This window comes from Velazquezella soli, from assembly GCF_977018685.1.
On sequence record NZ_CDRNXF010000001.1, the window covers coordinates 95,092 to 113,809 of the forward strand.

At 58.1% G+C, this 18,718-nt stretch carries 17 protein-coding genes and 1 pseudogene; 13 read left to right on the forward strand and 5 right to left on the reverse strand.

The window, feature by feature from the left end; genetic code table 11:
* Window positions 1-225: 225 nt before the first annotated feature.
* Both AC0JZ8_RS00425 and AC0JZ8_RS00430 read left to right on the forward strand, forming a co-directional pair.
* A complete protein-coding gene (locus AC0JZ8_RS00425) occupies window positions 226-657 on the forward strand; it encodes a VOC family protein (RefSeq protein ID WP_471891308.1) in 432 nt (143 codons plus the stop codon).
* Window positions 658-736: 79 nt separating this feature from the next.
* Window positions 737-1,015, forward strand: coding sequence for an ankyrin repeat domain-containing protein (locus tag AC0JZ8_RS00430; RefSeq protein WP_471891309.1), 279 nt, complete (start codon window positions 737-739; stop codon window positions 1,013-1,015).
* Between the two features lie 816 nt (window positions 1,016-1,831).
* On the opposite strand, the gene AC0JZ8_RS00435 is transcribed toward AC0JZ8_RS00430, so the two are convergent.
* A complete protein-coding gene (locus AC0JZ8_RS00435; RefSeq protein ID WP_092665494.1) occupies window positions 1,832-2,047 on the reverse strand; it encodes a diguanylate cyclase domain-containing protein in 216 nt (71 codons plus the stop codon).
* Between the two features lies 1 nt (window position 2,048).
* Window positions 2,049-2,213, reverse strand: a pseudogene (locus tag AC0JZ8_RS00440) (transposase); the annotation flags it as partial.
* A gap of 249 nt (window positions 2,214-2,462) precedes the next feature.
* On the opposite strand from AC0JZ8_RS00440, the gene AC0JZ8_RS00445 reads away from it, so the two are divergent.
* A complete protein-coding gene (locus AC0JZ8_RS00445; RefSeq protein ID WP_471891310.1) occupies window positions 2,463-3,296 on the forward strand; it encodes a formylglycine-generating enzyme family protein in 834 nt (277 codons plus the stop codon).
* Between the two features lie 9 nt (window positions 3,297-3,305).
* On the opposite strand, the gene AC0JZ8_RS00450 is transcribed toward AC0JZ8_RS00445, so the two are convergent.
* Window positions 3,306-3,977, reverse strand: a complete 672-nt coding sequence (locus tag AC0JZ8_RS00450) for an SDR family oxidoreductase (protein WP_092665464.1) — start codon at window positions 3,975-3,977, stop codon at window positions 3,306-3,308.
* A gap of 158 nt (window positions 3,978-4,135) precedes the next feature.
* On the opposite strand from AC0JZ8_RS00450, the gene AC0JZ8_RS00455 reads away from it, so the two are divergent.
* The gene (locus AC0JZ8_RS00455; protein ID WP_471891311.1) at window positions 4,136-5,632 is read left to right on the forward strand and encodes a sulfatase family protein; all 1,497 of its coding nucleotides are present in this window, start codon (window positions 4,136-4,138) and stop codon (window positions 5,630-5,632) included.
* On the opposite strand, the gene AC0JZ8_RS00460 is transcribed toward AC0JZ8_RS00455, so the two are convergent.
* Window positions 5,629-6,720: a LacI family DNA-binding transcriptional regulator gene (locus AC0JZ8_RS00460; RefSeq protein WP_471891312.1), complete on the reverse strand. Its 1,092-nt coding sequence runs from the start codon at window positions 6,718-6,720 to the stop codon at window positions 5,629-5,631. The two genes, AC0JZ8_RS00455 and AC0JZ8_RS00460, sit on opposite strands and share 4 nt — an antisense overlap.
* A gap of 171 nt (window positions 6,721-6,891) precedes the next feature.
* Here AC0JZ8_RS00460 and AC0JZ8_RS00465 point away from each other — a divergent pair, with 171 nt between their 5' ends.
* From AC0JZ8_RS00465 to AC0JZ8_RS00480, 4 genes are all read left to right on the forward strand, one after another.
* Entirely contained in the window at window positions 6,892-8,328 is a 1,437-nt protein-coding gene (locus AC0JZ8_RS00465) for a sulfatase family protein (RefSeq protein ID WP_471891313.1), read from the forward strand.
* Between the two features lie 111 nt (window positions 8,329-8,439).
* Complete coding sequence (locus tag AC0JZ8_RS00470) at window positions 8,440-9,174, forward strand: ABC transporter permease (protein ID WP_192079016.1); 735 nt, start codon at window positions 8,440-8,442, stop codon at window positions 9,172-9,174.
* Entirely contained in the window at window positions 9,171-9,944 is a 774-nt protein-coding gene (locus tag AC0JZ8_RS00475; protein WP_471891314.1) for an ABC transporter ATP-binding protein, read from the forward strand. Before AC0JZ8_RS00470 ends, AC0JZ8_RS00475 begins: the two co-directional genes overlap by 4 nt.
* Before the next feature lie 47 nt (window positions 9,945-9,991).
* Window positions 9,992-10,966 (forward strand): aliphatic sulfonate ABC transporter substrate-binding protein, encoded by a 975-nt coding sequence (locus AC0JZ8_RS00480; RefSeq protein WP_471891489.1) that lies wholly within the window; start codon window positions 9,992-9,994, stop codon window positions 10,964-10,966.
* 306 nt (window positions 10,967-11,272) lie between these two features.
* On the opposite strand, the gene AC0JZ8_RS00485 is transcribed toward AC0JZ8_RS00480, so the two are convergent.
* A complete protein-coding gene (locus AC0JZ8_RS00485; protein WP_471891315.1) occupies window positions 11,273-13,621 on the reverse strand; it encodes a hypothetical protein in 2,349 nt (782 codons plus the stop codon).
* 207 nt (window positions 13,622-13,828) lie between these two features.
* Here AC0JZ8_RS00485 and AC0JZ8_RS00490 point away from each other — a divergent pair, with 207 nt between their 5' ends.
* The 5 genes from AC0JZ8_RS00490 (at window position 13,829) to AC0JZ8_RS00510 (ending at window position 18,718) form a co-directional block, all read left to right on the forward strand.
* On the forward strand, window positions 13,829-14,137 hold the full coding sequence (locus tag AC0JZ8_RS00490) for a type II toxin-antitoxin system RelB/DinJ family antitoxin (protein WP_092665447.1): 309 nt from the start codon (window positions 13,829-13,831) through the stop codon (window positions 14,135-14,137).
* The gene (locus AC0JZ8_RS00495) at window positions 14,134-14,427 is read left to right on the forward strand and encodes a type II toxin-antitoxin system mRNA interferase toxin, RelE/StbE family (RefSeq protein ID WP_184656067.1); all 294 of its coding nucleotides are present in this window, start codon (window positions 14,134-14,136) and stop codon (window positions 14,425-14,427) included. The genes AC0JZ8_RS00490 and AC0JZ8_RS00495 overlap by 4 nt, the downstream gene beginning before the upstream one ends.
* Window positions 14,428-14,693: 266 nt before the next feature.
* Window positions 14,694-14,945 (forward strand): DUF427 domain-containing protein, encoded by a 252-nt coding sequence (locus AC0JZ8_RS00500; RefSeq protein WP_471891316.1) that lies wholly within the window; start codon window positions 14,694-14,696, stop codon window positions 14,943-14,945.
* 628 nt (window positions 14,946-15,573) lie between these two features.
* Window positions 15,574-17,697: a TonB-dependent siderophore receptor gene (locus tag AC0JZ8_RS00505; RefSeq protein WP_471891317.1), complete on the forward strand. Its 2,124-nt coding sequence runs from the start codon at window positions 15,574-15,576 to the stop codon at window positions 17,695-17,697.
* A gap of 154 nt (window positions 17,698-17,851) precedes the next feature.
* The gene (locus tag AC0JZ8_RS00510) at window positions 17,852-18,718 is read left to right on the forward strand and encodes an alpha/beta hydrolase (protein WP_471891318.1); all 867 of its coding nucleotides are present in this window, start codon (window positions 17,852-17,854) and stop codon (window positions 18,716-18,718) included.

Here is an 18,718-nt window from a genome sequence, read left to right on the forward strand (position 1 = left end):
CCGTCCCTGCTTTTGCTGGCTGGGTTAATTCTCAATTCGATGGTAGGCGGAACATGCGACTTATTATCTTCAGTTGGCTGAATTATTTGACGTGAAGTGATGCTCCGAACGGTGTCGAGAGACGAAAGAAAGTTCGCAAGGCTATCGAGCCGTCGCTAGATCGGGCAGACGTAACTGGTAGATATGTGAGGATTAAAGATGGCCGAAGATGCCGGCGTAATAGCTGTGGACCACACGGGATTCTCGGTCGCCTCGTTGGAGGAGGCGATCCAGTTCTGGACTGAGGCGATGGGTTTCGACCTTGCTCGCCGAGGAGAGATGGGTGGGGAGTTTCTACGGGAGGCTACGGGGGTTGACGACCCCCGTTGCCGAATGGCGCTGGTGACGGCTCCAAATGGCTACCCTATCGAGCTTCTCGAGTATTCGACAGGCCGTACGCTGGGCCAGACACCTCGTAGCGCGGGTGCGATCGGCGCCGCTCATATCGCCTTCACGGTTAAGGATATCCGCACGGCGATCGCGCGGGTTGAGACGGCGGGGTGGGCAGTGATCGGTTCGCCGCAGCCGATACCAGCCGGCCCCCGATGCGGAACAATGGTCGCGTACATCTCCGGCCCGGATGGTATCACCATAGAGCTAATGCAGCCGCCTGCTTAGTGGAGGATTGCTGATACTTTATGGGCCACAGTCGCGACGCAATGTGCACACTCCACATGAATGTATTTTAGAGGTAAAAATGGCGATCTGGCCGTGGAGAAAAACACGGGCTAACGTCGATGAGTATGGTAGAAATGCCCTCTGGCATCACGCTACCGAGGGGAACTATGAAGCGTTACACGCCGAGTTGCGTTGTGCTGACAGCCCTTCCGCCTCAGACCAAGATGGGTTTACCACTCTGCACGTTGCCGCTCAAAACGGGCACCTTGAGATTGTGGGAAGGTTTATCGCGGCACATGCGGAGGTCAATGCCGTGGACCGACGTGGAAACGGTCCATTATGGACTGCGAGCAGATAGGCAAGCCTGGCGATCGCCGCGGAACCATCTTTTGAAATCGTAGCGCTGCATTTGAGCAATGGTGCCGATCCGCACCACCTTAACAACGCTGGAAGATCACCGTCTTTTTGGACGGTGGGAAGTTCCAGGCTTCGAGAAACAAACACCATCGCCGGTGTACCGTTCCTCGCCGGTTGAATGTGTCTCCGAGATTTTATCAATGATATAGCGTATTTATCATGCGCAATGTCCGCTTTGGGCCAAACGCGGAACACATCACCGCTTACGTAGATGTCCGGTTTTCGCCGTTCGGCACCCATCATCGGACAGTACGCTTGCGGCCCCATATCCGCCGACCCTTTTAAGACAAACGACGGTCCCGCTGTGGAAGTTCAGCGCGTCAGCTATATTCAAATAAGAGGGTCGTGTGTCGAACCCCCTCAAGGCGAGAAGGTCTGTCACGTTCCACTAGAAACAATTTTTTCACCGGACGTTGGTGAGTCAATTGCATGGTGTCTCTCAGTCGGGGGGGTGATGCGTCAGGGAACTGGCACACACAGGATGACGCAGGCTGTCCGAACGGCAATAACCAACGACGCTTCGTTCTGGGCGGCACTTTCGCCGCTATTCGAAGCAACTTTACAGGCATCGCCATCTGACAAACCAAAACAGGCTCGCAATTCAAGATGAGCAGGTCAGCGGGCGCGGCAAGAGGCCTGCCTTTTGGGTGACGCCACGCCCTCGCACTGCAATCGTGAATGTTCACTACGCTGGAAGGGTGGCGGTCCACCCGAAATTAAGTCACTATTTTCACACCGATAATGAGGTGCAATGATCTCAAGCGGCCGTTCGTTGGCTTTCGGCAGCAACGCCGTCCATTGTCACACAGTTGCGCTCGCTTGTCTTTGCCTCGTATAGAGCAGTATCTGCACGATGGATGACATCCTCCAAAGCGCGTGCTGAAGTGGTCCCCAATTTGCACCCAACGCTGGTGGTAAAGCTGATCTTTTGCTTTCCTGCTGTGACGATGGTGCTGGTGATCTCTTCGCGCAGTCTGGTCTTTCCATTGCTTGATTAGGTTCGCATGCACGTCAAACTGCTGGGACAATTCCACCAGCGTCTGCTCGCCACGGATCGCAGCGAGCGCCATCTTTGCCTTGAAAGCCGGGCTATGGTCCCCGCGCGGTCGTCTCGTATCGATATGTCCTGTTCCCGGCATTTAGGGCGAGGACAGGCAGACATTCCACTTTTCCCGGCTATGCAAACTGCCCGAGCCAGCTCTGGATGAGTATTGCGCTGTCGGCCTCAAGGGCTGATACAGGTTTCGCAGTTTAAGGCGGGTCGAACCGCTTTCTAGGAGGGACACATGAGTGGATGTTGTTCGGTAGCGGCGCGAGCCGGGGACGGCCAGGCGGCGGCAGGAGCCAAAAGTTTCACGGTTCGAGGTTGCCCTGGCCAGACGATTGCGGTGAAGGGAGCAGAGAGCTTCGTCGGTACCCATGATCCCGTCATCGCCGCTGATGGTGAAGGTCCGGAGCGGAGGGTCTTGCTGCAGGATTTCCATCTTGAGGTCGAAACCGTCACGCTCGCCCGGTTTTCCGACTTCATCGAGGCGACGGGCCATGTGACGGAATCGGAGCGGTTCGGCATGTCGGCGGTGTTCTCCCCACTCCTCAAAAACCAGTCCCTCGCTACTGGAGATGTCGTCAACACCCCCTGGTGGACACGCGTCGACGGCGCGACCTGGAATCAACCAGAAGGGCCAGGCAGCTCGATCGAGGACCGTCTGGATCATCCAGTAACGCACGTCTCCTGGCATGATGCGATGGCATTTGCCGCATGGGTAGGTGGCCGACTGCCTACCGAAGCCGAATGGGAACATGCCGCACGCGGCGGCAACCGGAGGCGCCGGTATCCCTGGGGCGACATTGAGCCGAGCGACGATCTGAGTTTCTGCAATATCTGGCAGGGCCGGTTTCCGAACCACAATACGATGGTTGACGGCTACTTCGGCACGGCGCCGGCACGCAGCTTCGAACCATCAGAAGCAGGTTTCTACAACCTTTCCGGTAACGTCTGGGAATGGACCGCGGATGCCTTCAAAGTGCGGTCGCTCTCCAAGGCTGCGAAGCTTCGCAACGACCAGGCGAAAAAGTCCGCTGACAAGGTTCTGAAAGGTGGCTCTTTCTTGTGCCACAAGAGCTACTGCTATCGCTATCGAATAGCTGCCCGCATGGGCCTATCGGCCGACAGTGCTTCGAGCAATACGGGTTTCCGTGTCGCCTATGACGTGCTGCCGTAACCGTGACTTTTACCAAGGGAGGATCTGGCCATTGTAATTGTAGAAGCTGCCTGTCTGGTGCGGGCCGGAATGATCGATGACCTCGCGCATCCGCACGATGCTCTCGGATTTGCTCAGTCCGCCGTCCCCTTGACGGGCGACTTTGCCGGGGTGAAGGCCAAGCACGCAGATTTGGCGGGGCGCGAGATCGATGGCAAGGCTCTTCATGACCATGTTGAGGCCTGCCTTGCTGGATCGATAGGCGTAGGCGCTAGCTGTATTGTTGAGCCCGATCGACCCCATGCGGCTTGTTATAAAAGCGATCACCTTGCGCTCGCTGCGGGCAACGTGCTCGGTGAAGGCCCTTGTGACGACGAAAGGCGCGATCAGATTGACTTCCAGCATGTTTCGCCAGAGCACGAGGTCCGTTTCGTGCAAGTCCGGATGCGGGCCCGGAATGCCGGCATTGTTGACCAGCACGTCGATCGCAACGCCGTCCAGCTCCGCAGCAAGGCGGAGGACCGATGCTTCGTCGGTCACGTCCAGCTTGACGGTTTCCAAAGTGCGGAGATGTTTGTGCCGTTCGCCGAAAGCGTCGGGATCAAGGCAAGTGGCGATGACACGATCGCCTTTGGCCGCGTATTGAAGCGCGAATTCTTCGCCAAGCCCGCGATCGCACCCGGTGATCAGAACGGTCGCCATTGGTCCTCCTCCTGCTCGCCGGCATTGCTTGCGTCCGCATCGGGCGCAGCATCATATTTGGTACTAGAGTTTTCGGCAGATGAGAACAGCTGCTTGTTGAGAGTGAAAGGCTTGCGGTCGCTCGGGCTGTAAGCGGGTGTCGGACTGGGAGAAACATCATGTCAAACGAGAAGAAAAAGCCGAACATCATCTTTGTCATCACCGACCAGCAGCGGTTCGACACAATTGCTGCCGGCGGCTTTCCCTATATGAAGACGCCCAATCTCGACCGGATGGTCAGGGAAGGCACCTATTTCCGCCAGACCTACGTCACCTCGCCCTCCTGCGCGCCGTCGCGCGCAAGCCTGTTTACAGGTGTGTATCCGCATACCAACGGCGTGTTCCGCAATGACGAGCCGTGGGCGTTCAGCTGGGTGCAACTGATGGCCGAGGCGGGATACCGCTGCGTCAACGTCGGCAAGATGCACACGTCTCCCTTCGAGGATTCGTTCGGGTTTCACGAGCGGCACGTAGTGGAAAACAAAGACCGTGCCACGCCGCGGCTCCCGTTTTTCCTCGACCAGTGGGACAAGGCGATCTGGACGCGCGGCTTTGAAAAGCCGAGCCGTGTCACCTATCGTCGGCGGGAGGATTACCGCTCGTCGCTCGGCGCCTTCGTCTGGAACCTGCCCGAGGACCTGCATTCCGACAACTTCGTCTCGGCGCTCGCCCAGATGTGGCTCGATACCTACACCGGCAATGAACCTTTCTTTCTGCAGATCGGTATCCCCGGGCCGCACCCGCCCTATGATCCGACCCAGGAATTTCTCGACATCTATGCGGATGCCGAGCTGCCGGAACCTATTCTCAGCAAGGATGACATCGCGGCCCAGCCGGCGGCGCTGAAAGTGCTGCGCGATCAGCATCTGGCGGTCGACCACGATGCCGTCGTGCATCTAGCCGAGCCGACAAGGGAACAGACGCGCCGCCAGCGGCAGCACTATTTCGCCAATGTTTCTATGATCGACGCGCAGATGGGCAAACTGTTTGAGGCCGTCGAGCGGCGCGGCGTACTGGACGACACGATCATCATCTTCACGTCGGACCACGGCGACAGCCTAAACGATCACGGACACAGCCAGAAATGGTCGATGTACGAGCACAGTGTCCGCGTGCCGGCAATTGTCTGGGCGCCGGGGCGGGTGGCCGAGGGCAGGGTGGTCGACGATCTCGTCTCGCTCTTTGACTTTGCTCCGACTGTTCTGGACATGGCTGGCGTGCCGGTGCCGGACTGGATGGAGGCACAGTCGCTGATGCCTTATCTGCGCGGTGAGGAGTGCGAGCCCCGACGATACGTCTTTTCCGAACATGCCGGCGACCGCATATTCAGCGGAACGACGTTCATGACGATGATCCGCAGCCGGCGCCACAAGCTCGTGCATTTCGTCGACAGCGACGAAGGCCAGTTGTTCGACATGGACGACGATCCGACGGAGGTCAACAATCTCTGGTCCAACCCAGCGCACCAGGCCGTGAAGCAGGAACTGATCAACGCGATCTTGGCTTGGCGCATCGAAAGCTCGCTGAAGACGCAAGGGTGGACGCTTGCGAGTGTGCGCCTTGGCGCCAATTCCAGTCGCACGCGAGAAAACAGATCGCGGCAGGACGGCGCCTAGCCGTCTTTCTCCTCTGCCCGAACCGTATCGCGTTGTGTGCTCTGGCGGGCAACGAGTTTCCAGTCGACGATCGTCGTCTGCGGTTCGCCGCCGTTGATGCGGGCGACGATGGCATCGGCGGTCAGGCGACCGATCCGTTCGCGATCGGGACGGATGGTGGTCAGCGGCGGAGTGATGCAGGCGGCGGCTTCGTTGTCGCCGAAGGCGATCACGCCGATGTCCTCGGGCACGCGTTTGCCAAGCTTTCTCAGGCTGCGCATCACGCCGAAAGCAACGACGTCGCTGTTGCAGACGATGGCATCGATGCCGGGATGGGTCTGGAGCAGGTCAAGCGCCAGCTTTTCGCCGAGATCGGGGCTGCCACCTATCGGTTCTGTGCAGGTGACGACCGGTGCAATCCCGGCTTTGACCGCTTCGGTTTCGAGGCCGAAAAGACGTTTTCGCGCGCGCCGGTCGTTTTCACGCAGGCTGCCGACGAAGGCGAGTTTTCGGTAGCCGCGATCGATCAGATGGAGGGCCTGGGCTGCCCCCACCGCCTGGTGGTCGAAACCGATCGCCGTGTCGATTACCGGGCCGCTGGTATCCCACATCTCTATGATCGGAATGCCGGAGGACTTCAGGAGCTCGACCACTTTTGGCGGATGGTCGATGCCGATGATTGCCACGGCCGCCGGCCGCCAGCTCAGGATCGAGCGGACCAGTTTCAACTCCTGGTCGGGATTGTAGCGGGTATTGGCAAGCATGACCTGAAGGTCGTGTTCGAGCAGGGATGACTGCAGCGTATCGATGATGCTGGCAAATTCTGAATAATACAGCGAGGTCACCACGACGCCGACGATATCGGTGCGCGCGCCGGACAGGCCACCGGCCAGACGGTTCGGAACGTAATTCAGCTCTTCCATTGCAGTCTTGATGCGTTTGCGCAGTTCGACCCGTACCGTGTTAGGCGCCCGCAGTGCGCGCGATACCGTGTTGACGGAAACGCCCACGCGTTCCGCGATCGAGGCGAGCGTTGGGGAGCCGCGATCCGTCCTCCCGTTCGCACCCCGGTCGTCGTCACCGTCTTCGGCATTGCTGTTGATCGTCATGGGTCCAAAACCTCCCAACTTACGTCATTCGAGCAACGATAGTGATCGTTGCGTTATCGATAACTTTGTGTCATCTATTGGTTTTGGAGGCAAGCGAAAGAGGGAGAAGGATCCTTCGCTTGCCGGAAATGTCCGCCGCGCGGTGTCGCTGCAGCGGGGAGGAGCTGTTTGATGGCTGACAGGCCGAACATCATTTTGATCATGACCGACCAGCAGCGCTACGATTCCATTTCGGCGCTCGGTTACCCTTACGCACACACGCCGAATATCGATGCGATGATCGAGAAAGGTGTGGCGCTGACCGACTGCCACATCACCGCGCCGAGTTGCGTGCCGTCACGCGCAAGCCTGTTTACCGGCTATTACCCGCATACGACCGGCGTTCTCGCCAACGGTCAGAAATGGCAGCGGACCTGGGTCGAGAGCCTGCGCGACGCCGGTTATCGCTGCGTCAATGTCGGCAAGATGCACACCATCCCCTATAATTCGGACAGCGGTTTCCACGAGCGTTACGTCGTGGAAAACAAGGACCGCTACATGGAAGGACGTTGGTACTTTGACGAGTGGGACAAGGCGCTCGCCGCTCAAGGGCTCGTCAAGCAGCAGCGCGAATTCTACCGCGAGCGTGCGGACTATCGAGAGCGGCTTGGATGTTTTGACTGGGAGCTTCCAGAAAACATGCATTCCGATGCCTTCGTCGGCGACATGGCGAAGTGGTGGGTCGAGACCTATCCGCCGACAGAGCCATTGTTCTTGCAGGTCGGCTTCCCCGGCCCCCATCCGCCGTTCGATCCGCCGGCGCGCTATACCGAGCGTTATTTGAAGCGCAACGACCTGCCGCTGCCGAAGCCGACGAAAGAGGAACTCGAAGGCCTGCATCAGGAGCTGAAGGACAAGCGTCAGCACGATGTCGAGGTTGACCATGATTCCGTCGTCTGGAGCCTGGATCCGAGCGAAGACCAGATGCAGCGGCTGTGGGCTCACTATCTCGGCAATGTGACGCTGATCGACGAAAAGGTCGGCGAACTGCTCGCCTCATTGAAAGAGCGTGGATATCTCGAGGACGCGATCGTCATCTTCACCTCGGATCATGGGGAGTGCCTTGGCGAACATGGGCTAATCCAGAAATGGTCGATGTACGATATCGTGACCCGCGTTCCGACGGTCATCTGGTCGACTGCCGGCCGGTTCGAGGGCGGCCGAACCGTGGACGGGCTCTGCCAGCTTTTCGACCTGGGGCCGACCATTCTCGACTATGCCGGCATCACGCCGCCGGAGACTTTTGAAGCGAAAAGCCTGCGGCCTGCATTGGAAGGCAGGGACTGGACGCCCCGCACGCACGTCTTCTGCGAGCAGATCGGCGACGTGGCAATGGCCGGCGGCGTCGAATTCATGACCGGTGTGCGCAGCGACAGATGGAAACTGGTTCATTTCAAGGGCTCGACCGACGGACAGTTGTTCGACCTCGAGAATGATCCGAAGGAGGTTAGAAACCTCTGGAGCGATTCAGACTATCAGGATCGCAAGCGCGAGCTTTTGGACGTGATGCGCGACTGGCTAATCGAATCAAATTTCAAGACTCGGGATGTTATGGCGGCGGCGCGCTGACCGGATGACGGACTGGCCGAATGCTCGGGAGGAGTGGTCTTGGCAGTTATAGAGAACGAAAACACATCGGATAGAGCAGGTGTTGTGCCTCGGCGTTCGGGTCCACTCACAATGCTGATGATCAACATCGTTGCCGTCGTTTTCGGTATCTCGATGTGGGCCCTGGTAACAGCCTATGGCGTTGTCGGGCTACCGACACCGCTGGCGGTCGCCAGACAAGCTGTGATCCAAGCGCAAAGCGGCCTTCTATGGTCCGACGCGCTGGCAAGCCTCGGCCGCGTCTTTACCGGTTTCGCGCTCGGCATTCTCGTTGCAATTCCGGTCGGCTTCCTGATGGGCTGGTACAAAGTCGCCCGCGCCATCATCGAGCCCTACGTCCAGTTCTTCCGCACCATTCCCCCACTTGCCATCATTCCGCTGGCAATCGTGACGATGGGCATCGACGAGACGCCGAAGATCTTCGTCATCTTCCTCGCGTCTTTCCTGTCTTCCGTCGTCGCCACCTATCAGGGCGTCATCAGCGTCGACAGGACGATGATCAACGCGGCGCGGGTGCTGGGCGCCAACGATTTTACCATCTTCCGACGCGTCATTGTGCCGGCTTCGCTGCCTTATATCATGGTGGGGGTGCGTATCGGTCTTGGTTCTTCGTGGTCGACCGTGGTGGCTGCCGAGCTGATCGCAGCACAGTCGGGCCTCGGTTTCCGGATGCAGCAGGCACAACTCTACTACGACCTGGCGACCATTTTCGTCAGCCTTATCTCGATCGGTCTTCTTGGACTGATCATGGATCGCATCGTCATGGCGATCGACAGTGTGCTGACCGCCTGGCAGGAGAAGCTATGACCCCGAAAATCTCATTCAAAAACGTCAACAAGACGTTTGATATCGCCGGTCGGCCAGCGTTTACGGCACTCGAAGGTCTGAACCTTGATATCAAGGATGGCGAGTTCATCACCGTCGTCGGACCCTCCGGGTGTGGCAAGTCGACGGCGATGAATATTGCTGCCGGCCTGACCGCGCCGTCTTCCGGACAGGTTCTGGTCGACGACACGCCAGTCAGTGGGCCGGGACCGGAACGCGGCGTGATCTTTCAGCAATATGCGCTTTTTCCGTGGCTGACTGTGCGGCAGAATGTTGAGTTCGGCCTGAAGATTGCCGGCCACAAACGGGATGAGCGGCGGCGGATCGCCGATCATTTCATCGCCCTTGTCGGGCTGACCGACTTTGCCAATTCACTGCCGAAGACTCTGTCTGGCGGCATGAAGCAACGCTGCGCGATTGCCCGTGCCTATGCGGTCAATCCGAAGATCTTGCTCATGGACGAGCCGTTTGGAGCGCTCGATGCTTTGACCCGCGTGCAGCTTCAGGATCAGTTGCTGACGATGTGGAGCAAGGAACGGCGCACGGTGATGTTCATTACCCATGATGTCGACGAGGCCGTCTATCTCGCGAGCCGTGTCGTTGTCATGGCAGCTCGGCCGGGTCGGCTTCACAAGATCGTCAATGTCGACCTGCCCTATCCTCGCACCGAGGACATGCGTCTGTCGTCTGAATTTTCCGAATTGCGCAACGAGGTCTGGCGGGCGGTGTATCACCCTGCCGCAGCCGCCTGATCCTTGCCTATGAAGCGTTGCAGCCCGTCAAAGGAGGAATGACCATGCTGACGAGACGAAATCTTATGGTAACGGGCGCCGCACTTGCCGGCGCCAGCGTATTTTCCATAGGCGGCCGGGCCCGTGCCCAGTCCGCCGAGATGACGATCGGTTATATCGCCGATTTCCCGAATGCCAGTGTGCTGGCAATTGCCAAGGACCAGAAACTGTGGGAGGCGGAAGGTCTTGAGCCGACGGTCAAGGTGTTTACCAATGGTCCGATACAGATCCAGGCGATGGGTGCGGGCAGCCTGAATTTCGGGACGATCGGCCCCGGCGCCCTCTGGTTGCCAGCGAGTGGCCGCGCAAAGGTGGTTGGCGTCAACGATATCGGCTTTTCTGACCGCGTTATCGCCCAGGCCGGTATCGCGTCGATGGCCGATCTCAAGGGTAAGAAGGTCGGCGTTCCTCAGGGAACGTCTGGCGATATGATCTTGCGCATGGCGCTGACAAAAGCCGGCATGACGATCGCCGACATCCAGATGGTGCCGATGGACCCGTCGACGGTTGTCGCGGCATTCACGTCGAAACAAATCGATGGCGCAGGCATCTGGTACCCGCTGATCGACACGATCAAGCCGCGCGTGCCCGACATGAAGGAACTAGCCTCTAACCAGGACTTCTATCCGCAGACGTCCTTCATCAACACGTTTGTGGCACGCAACGAAATCGTCGAACAGAACCCGGACTTGGTGAAGAAATTCCTGCGGGTGATGAAGAAGGCGATGGATTACCGCGTCGCCAATCTCGATCACTCGATCGAGATCACCACGGCGTTTCTCAACGCACCGAAGGAAGCAACCGACAAGGTTGCCCGCAGCCGCAAGATGCTGACATCCAAGGAACTTGAAGGCTTTACCAAGGACGGCACGGTCAACAGATGGCTGGCTGATTTCAACAAGATGTTCCAGGATTTCGGCACGGTCAAGGACCCGCTGGCGCCGGAGAAGTTCTACACCGGCGAGCTCTTCACCAGCGCTTGATCATGCAGACAGAAGTCGACGTCAAGATTGCACAGCAGTCAAAAGTCGCTCCGACTGTCCTAGCAGCACGCAGATCTGGGAGGAAGCTGAAGTTACAGTAGATACTGGTTTGTTGATCTAGATGAGCAGTCCAATCGACCGGTCATGGGGTCAGAGCCGTTCAACGCGTCGGAACGGTTCGAACATCATAACGCGGCTCCCAAAACTTCGAACCTCATCAAGGCGAAGACGACTGACGCCCAGGCAGACGCGGAGATCGTTTCCGCATCTGCCTGGGCGATGTGGATCAGCTATTCAACTTACTAGTTATGCAGCTTCCCAAACCTGATTGAGAATTTTCGCCGCAAGTGCCGCCTTGTCTTGGGGTAGGAAGCGACCGTAGTGCTGCTGAACGACATCCGGTGTGTCCTGTATGGCATAACTGGCCTGCTCGTAGGATCCGGTCTGTTTGAGGATATGCGTTGCTAGAATATCTCTAAGGTTATGCGGTCCGTGCGGCAGCAGGCCCTTTATGGCGCCGCGGTCGGTGTAGGGGTTGTAAATCCCATAACGTTGGATCACTGTTCGCCAGGCTTCGTAGAATTTAGTGGAATCGTATGCTGCGTCCAGACTGGTTGTCTTCACCGTCTTGACGAACAAGGTGCCGGGATCCTTTGCCGGACCGAGCAGAACACCGCGATGTCGATCGATATAGGCCTCAAGGTATTTGTAGAGGTCGAGCAGATCCGGCAGGATCAGCCGAAACGGCTTTTGTCCGAAGAAGGATGAGCCTGAGTTCTTGAAGGCGACCGATGGAATGAGTACCTCCCATCCGTTCTCTCGATCGCTCCAGCGTAGCTCACCGCATTTCATGTCTTCCAGCCGTCGCTCTGATGTAGGAAAATGCCCGCGCGGGCACAAGCGAAGCTGTCGAAGGTTCTTTTGCCGAAGTCCCAGATGCAGGCCGAGACGGAGCAACAGGAACGATCGTACGGCCTCTGCGGCCGGCCGAGGATAGCGGTTTTCGTCCGGCATTCGCTTCAGGATCTCGTCTGTGATCCTGCGATATTCTGCCAGCGGGCTGTCCGCCTCTAGGATCACCATGATCGGCTCGAACGGGTCGCGATGCACACGCATGACCCGCTGAATTTCCTTCGAGCGATTGGCGGCGTGCCGATGGAATGCATCGCATGCGCCGTGCCAGTCGCGCGCCGCAAACTCTATCTCCTCGGACGCGATCAGCCCTTCGATTGGCTGAACTTTCTTCAAAAGTTCCGGATGCTGTCGTATCCAGCCGACTTCGGCACGGGTCAGTGCCATTGCCACCATCAACATGTCTTCTTCCCATTTTGTATAAAAGCCACGCCGCTGCTCGCGCCATTGCAGGTACCAATCCCAGACGCCTGGGAAGATCAGCAGTCCAAAGGTCAGTTGGCTGAGGGGCACGCCGCGCCCTTTGACGACGCCGGCAGGCGAGGCGGCGAGCGCGCCGAACATGAGGCCGAGATGCTCGACCTTCTGAGACGCGGTTTCCTCTCCCCAAACTCCATTTCGTTGAAAGCCGATAGCTGTCAGCGTCGATGTCTTGAAGCGGATCAGATCGGCCATCTCCATAGCCAGCCGTGGTGGCGCATCGACGACGCCTGACAGGAGATCTGGATCTTCAAAGGTTTCCGAATTGTGGCCCGTGCTGTTTGGATTGATTTGCGATCGTGGGGACAGAGCTCCTCCGCCATAGGTCACGCCTGGGAACCGAATTGCATAACGCTGCTTACTCGCCGCCGCCTGATAGCGGCGATAGTCTGTTGAGCCCGAGATGATGACCCTGCGCACCCACTCGATGATCTCCTCCCGCTTGGAGAACGTCAGGCTGCTGAAATCGTCCGGAAGATGCCATGCAAGCCGTCGACGTTCCGCAGCGCTGATGTCACCCATATCATGGCCATACAGGGAGCGGGATTGGTGCGGCAACTTCGCTTTGAAATAGCCTTGCGCCAGCCTATAACGCCGTTCGATGCGGGACAGAATCTCGAAGCTTGTCAGAGATCGCGGCACGCGCTTGCCCTGTATCCAGGACAGTAGCGTCTTTTCATCGAAGGTCTCGCCCAATCGAACCACGGCGCGATAGAGCTGCCAATAACTCTCCCCGAACCGGCGCATCTGATAAATGAGCGCATCGTGAAAGCTGGCCGGATCATTGGTCGCCTCGAACAATGGCTCAGGGAAGGGACTGATCGGCTTCGGTTCTGGCCCTCTGGGCACCGACGAAGATTGAACAGGGGGCGTATCGGAGAGGATCTTTCGTGGTTTGGAGAACGTCGCAGTTTCCAGCTTGCGGCGAACAGCATTGTTCGATTTCGCACGTTGTCTTGTGGACCGTATGTCCTCAGCGGCAGGTGGCGCTCCGAGCCAGCGGATAATAGCGTCCAGGCCCGGACGGAGCGCCTTCTTCAACTCAGCCGTCAATTCGCCTTCAATCCCGCATGCCTGGCCAATGATCGTCCAGTCAATGCGGCCGTTCGCGATCGGGGGCGGCTGGCGGTGGACGACGAGACTTATGAGGTAGGGCCGAATGCATTCCAGCATCCGCTTTGAGGCGATTGGCGCAAGGCGCACTTCGCAGAAATCAGAGATTTTTCGTTGAAAGTGATGAGTTGAAAGATTGTTTTTTGCCATGCTCTTATTCCATTTTCTCGACACCAGTGCCGAGGGCGGGCCGGAATAGGAGCGGATATTTAACAAATGGTTTTGCCACAGCTGCAAGCATTTGGGGCCAGGTGCTCAAGAGCAGTGAGTGAAACGAGAACTGGCGACGGCAGCCCTACTAGCTATGGCGTTTGTCATTCATATGAATTATGATCTTGGCCAAAGTGGAGATTGGTTATGGCGGCAAATGCACTGGTACAAACTCGTATTGACGCCGAGGTCCGGGATCGTGCCTCAGCGGTGCTTGGAAATATGGGACTGACCGTCTCGGACGCGGTCCGTATATTACTCACCCGGACGGCCAACGAGGGTGCGCTGCCGCTGGAACTTCTTTCTGGCAGTGAGGCGCATGACGCTTGGTTTCGCACCAAGGTACTTGAAGCGCTAAACGATACTCGACCGGACGTTTCGGACGATGAAGTCGAGTTGCATTTCGCTAAACGCCGAGCGGCAGCCCGTCTCAACGCAGGTGAGCGCAAAGCGTGAAGCTTACCTGGTCTGCGTTCGCGCTATCCGATCGCGACGCCATCTTTACGTATATCGAATTAGAGAGTCCGTCAGCGGCCATTCTGGTCGATGAGCGGATCGTTGCCGCCGTCCGCCGGTTGAGGGATTTTCCCGCGAGCGGTCGTGTTGGCAGAATTGCCGGCACCCGCGAACTGGTCATTAGCGGCACGCCGTACGTCGCGGCATATGCAATTTCCGAAACAGCGGTCCGTATTCTTCGCGTCCTCCATGGAGCGCAGGAATGGCCAGACACTTTGCCAACGAGCTAAAATTTGTCGTCACGGCAAAGAGCAACGGGTCCGCGGTTCGAATTGGTTCAAGGCGTCTTGTTGCGACGGCGAGGCATGAGAACGAGAAATATAGCCATTCTGCGAAGCTGTTCCAGCCTTGCAGTTAACCGCTGCTACCGCATGCTGGCTCGGACTGGAGGACATCATGGTAAGGCTTACTCATCCGGTTCCAGACCCAACCTGCCCGGACAGGAGAGTGTTGGTCCTTCCCGAGGCCGAGCATCGCCCAGCCGGTGCGCAATTATTTGAAGATCATCTACAACGGCCAATTTCTCGCGGAGACCACGGCCGCAGTGCGCACGATCGAAACAAGCCACCCGCCGACCTATTATTTTCCGCCCGCCGACGTAGATCTCTCTATGCTCCGTGAGGGCAGCAGCAGGTCGATCTGCGAGTGGAAAGGACAGGCGCGCTATTTCGATATTCAATCAGGTTACAAGGAGCCGAAGCGCGGCCTGGGCCTATTCGCATCCCAGGCCATCCTTTGCCCTGATTAATGATTTCATTGCCTTCTATCCGCAGGCCATGGACTTGTGCCTCGTAGACGGCGAGGCCGTAGTGCCCCAGGCCGGGACGTTCTACGGCGGATGGATCACCTCAGGCGTTGCTGGCCCGTTCAAAGGTCCGCCTGGGACTGAGCGTTGGTGAATAGGCCATGCCACGTCCAGTAGGCTCGGAATGAATGAGCGATACTGCGGAGCGATATACGGCAGAGTTAACTTAGAGATCTTCAGCCAGCTTGAGGCGCTTCGGCTCATACCGCTTGCTCGAAAGCTAAGTGGCATTGTTCGCCGTCATCTCCTAGTGCCAGAGATATTGGTTTGGTAGTTCAAATCTTTTCGAGATCTGCGAGCTGACCAGCTATTTTCGATTACGACGACACTGGCTGAAAGTCCGTTGTCAGTGAGCGGATCTCAGACGCAATACGATCTGCGGAGGCCTGTTGCAATTTTGACAACGATCCCACAATACATGACAATTGTTCTCCACATTTATTGATTGCGCGAAATCTGGCTTTTATAGGTGTCACCCCTGGCAGCGTAGTGCTGTCTTCGCGACGCCTTCAAATCCGCAACCTCTTGGGTCGCTGCGAAAGTTTTCAGTTTTCAGACAAAGGGTCAGGCAATGGCGTTCTTGTTCACTCGGCATCCTTTTTGCCGCATGCTCCAACACTCTACTGCCTTTTTCGGTTTGGTGGCTGTATGGGCACCGAGTGCGGCTCTTGCGCAAGATACTCCTGTTAATACGACCCTCGCCCCAATTGTCATTACAGGCGCTGGGCAAACCATCAGCGAAGACAATGATACGATCGTACCGACGCGTGCGATGTCTGCCTTGAAGACAGATACGCCGCTCGTCGAAACACCCCGCTCGATTTCGGTGGTGACCCGCGAGGAAATCGAACAACGTGGCGCAACCGATTTGATCCAGGCAACGCGCTACAGTTCCGGCGTAAACACGGGTGGATTCGGTTTCGATCCGCGGTTCGATCAGGTCTATATTCGTGGTATCGAGACGACCACGAGCGGCGATTTCCGTGACGGCCTGCGCCAGCCGGTGATGACCTACGGCACGTTCACAACCGAAATCTATACGCTCGATCGAGTAGAAGTGCTCAAAGGTCCGGTATCCGTCATGTATGGAGCCGCAAGCGCGGCGGGCATCGTCAACAAGATTTCCAAATTGCCGCTTGAGGAAGCCCATCACGAGGTCGAGGTGCAATACGGCACGGTTGGTCGCAAGCAAGCCGCCTTCGATTTTGGCGGTCCGGTTGGCGAAAGTGACGATCTGTTCTACCGCGTCGTTGGGCTGGCCCGTGAGGGAGAAACCAATAATGAAATCGCGGACGACCGCTACCTGCTCCAGCCGTCCTTTTCCTGGGCGCCAACCGACAGCACGAAGCTGACGGTTTACGGACTGGCGCAGAAAAGCGAGGGAGAGGCCAGTGCCTGGACCTTCAAAAACGACGGCAAGATCTTCCGCGTAAGCGATCCGGATTACGATTATCAAAAGGTTCGCCAGTACCAGCTTGGCTACCAGTTTGAACATGAGTTCGAAAACGGTCTGACGTTTCGGCAGAACGCACGCGTGAGCGACCTCGACCTCGAAGCGCGCTATGTTGACCGTACGACGATGTTCAGCGCGTCGGCCGCGCCTTGGGGCACCGCCGCGGTGACTGAAGATGTGCGGGCCTACCAAATCGACAACCAACTACAGGCCAAGTTCGACACTGGTGCTGTGTCCCATACTGTTCTTGGGGGACTGGATTACACGGGCGTCACTTCCGACTTTGCCGATGGATATGGATCCACGCTACCGGAGGATATAACCAGCGCACCGTCTCCGGCTCTGACCGGCTTTACCGGCAACGACCTTCGCCAGACAGGGATCTACGCGCAGGAGCAAGCCGAGATCGGAAACTGGCGCTTCGTGGGAGGTCTGCGTTACGACTGGCTGCATCAGGAGACCACGGACAAAGTGGCGGGTACGGGTGCCGAGAAAAGTGAAGGTGCACTGTCCGGCCAGGTCGGGCTCCTTTATCTCTTCGACAATGGTCTTGCCCCTTACGTGAGCTACGGAACTTCCTTTGTGCCCTCGACCCAGCGCTCCGCCGGGGGTGGTGTGCTTGATCCGACGGAAGGCCGCCAGGTCGAAGCCGGTATAAAATACCAGCCGGACGGCGGGAATTTCTCGCTCAGCAGCGCTGTCTATCACCTCGTTGAAACCGGCCAACCCCAGTATGCCGGCGTCTCCGGCCCGCTCTATGTCTACGAGAACTCGGGCGAAAATACCTATACCGGGTTCGAGGTCGAGGGCCGGAGGGCGTTCGACAATGGTATCAGCGTGATTGCCGCCTACACGTATACCCACGGGGAAATCACCGACAATCTCGATGGTTCGCTCATCGGCAACACGCCGACGACAACACCGCGGCATACGGCCTCGCTTTGGGTGAATTATGATGTGCCGGAAGATTCCGTCATCGGCGGCCTCAGCATCGGCGGGGGTGTTCGTGCCGTCAGTACGTCTTACACCGACGACTACAACACGGCTAAGAATGGGGGCGTTGGCTACCTGGATGCTTCACTTTCTTACGACTTCGGTGCCAAGTCGCCGGACCTGAAGGGGCTCTCGCTCATGGTCAGCGCAACGAACCTTGCCAACCGCGAGGAGCAGGTGTGCAATGGCGGTTATTGCTACTTCGGTCAGGGGCGAACGGTGGTGGGTTCGTTGAAGTACAAATGGTGATCGGCGTCAGATACGACCCGACCAAACCGCTCAGGGTCTCCTCGTTGCTCTCGAGAGGTCAGGGCAGCCTGCGCGGGTCGGTCCGCGGACTATCCGTCAGAGCCGGGCAATGCGTTCCCCGGCCTGCAAGCGTCATACAATTTGCGAGATTAGCATGACTGAACAGGCCTATTGCCTGCCCGGCACGACTTATTTCGACCTGGCGCCAGAGACCGGCGGCGATCCTTATCGCATTTTCCTGTTCAGGCCGGCTGTCGAGGCGCCCGTCGGGGGCTGGCCGCTTCTGGTCATGACCGACGGCAACGCAAACTTTCCCTTCGCTTTTGCAAGCCTGGTGACGCAGGCGCCTTATCCATCGGGCACCGGGGTCGACTGGGGCGTCATCGCGGCGATCGGTTATCCGACCGACGACCCCTATGATACCATGCGACGGGCGTGGGATCTTGGGCCCCCGCCGGTCAAATCCTATCCGCCCTATGTCGAGGGGGGACCTCCTGTGCGCATCGGCGGATCAGGTGAGTTGCTTGCTTTCATCGACAAGCAATTGCTGCCGCGGCTCGCCGAACTGGTTCTGCTCGATGCGACACGGCGGTCGCTCTTCGGGCATTCCTTCGGCGGCCTCTTCACGCTCTACGCCCTGTTTGAAAAGCCGGACCTGTTTGCCAACTGGATTGCAGCGAGCCCGACCATTTACTGGGAAGGCAGCGAGATCCTCAAAAACGAGGCGCTCCGCCAAACGGTCGCTGGCAACGAGGTGATGCTGCATCTTTCCGCGGGAGAATATGAGGGGGAGGAACTCGCGCCGTTCCAGTATTTGAACGAGGATGCCGCCGTCCGCCTGGTTCGGAAGAAAGCCGAAAGAACGGTCGCGCTGGCGCAGGAAATGGCCGATCGGCTGGATGGAGCGGCGGACGGCATCCGGACGCAATTCGAGCTTTTCGCCGGCGAGACCCATATGTCCGTGGTCGGACCCGCGGTCAACCGCGCCATTGGCATCGCCTTCCGGCGTCCGAATTCGTGA

Bases quoted from the DNA above. Each gene is read 5' to 3' on its own strand.
- AC0JZ8_RS00430 (WP_471891309.1), top strand. From the start codon at position 737: ATGGCGATCTGGCCGTGGAGAAAAACACGGGCTAACGTCGATGAGTAT.
- AC0JZ8_RS00450 (WP_092665464.1), bottom strand. From the start codon at position 3,977: ATGGCGACCGTTCTGATCACCGGGTGCGATCGCGGGCTTGGCGAAGAA.
- AC0JZ8_RS00455 (WP_471891311.1), top strand. From the start codon at position 4,136: ATGTCAAACGAGAAGAAAAAGCCGAACATCATCTTTGTCATCACCGAC.
- AC0JZ8_RS00460 (WP_471891312.1), bottom strand. From the start codon at position 6,720: ATGACGATCAACAGCAATGCCGAAGACGGTGACGACGACCGGGGTGCG.
- AC0JZ8_RS00465 (WP_471891313.1), top strand. From the start codon at position 6,892: ATGGCTGACAGGCCGAACATCATTTTGATCATGACCGACCAGCAGCGC.
- AC0JZ8_RS00470 (WP_192079016.1), top strand. From the start codon at position 8,440: ATGCTGATGATCAACATCGTTGCCGTCGTTTTCGGTATCTCGATGTGG.
- AC0JZ8_RS00475 (WP_471891314.1), top strand. From the start codon at position 9,171: ATGACCCCGAAAATCTCATTCAAAAACGTCAACAAGACGTTTGATATC.
- AC0JZ8_RS00485 (WP_471891315.1), bottom strand. From the start codon at position 13,621: ATGGCAAAAAACAATCTTTCAACTCATCACTTTCAACGAAAAATCTCT.
- AC0JZ8_RS00490 (WP_092665447.1), top strand. From the start codon at position 13,829: ATGGCGGCAAATGCACTGGTACAAACTCGTATTGACGCCGAGGTCCGG.
- AC0JZ8_RS00505 (WP_471891317.1), top strand. From the start codon at position 15,574: ATGGCGTTCTTGTTCACTCGGCATCCTTTTTGCCGCATGCTCCAACAC.
- AC0JZ8_RS00510 (WP_471891318.1), top strand. From the start codon at position 17,852: ATGACTGAACAGGCCTATTGCCTGCCCGGCACGACTTATTTCGACCTG.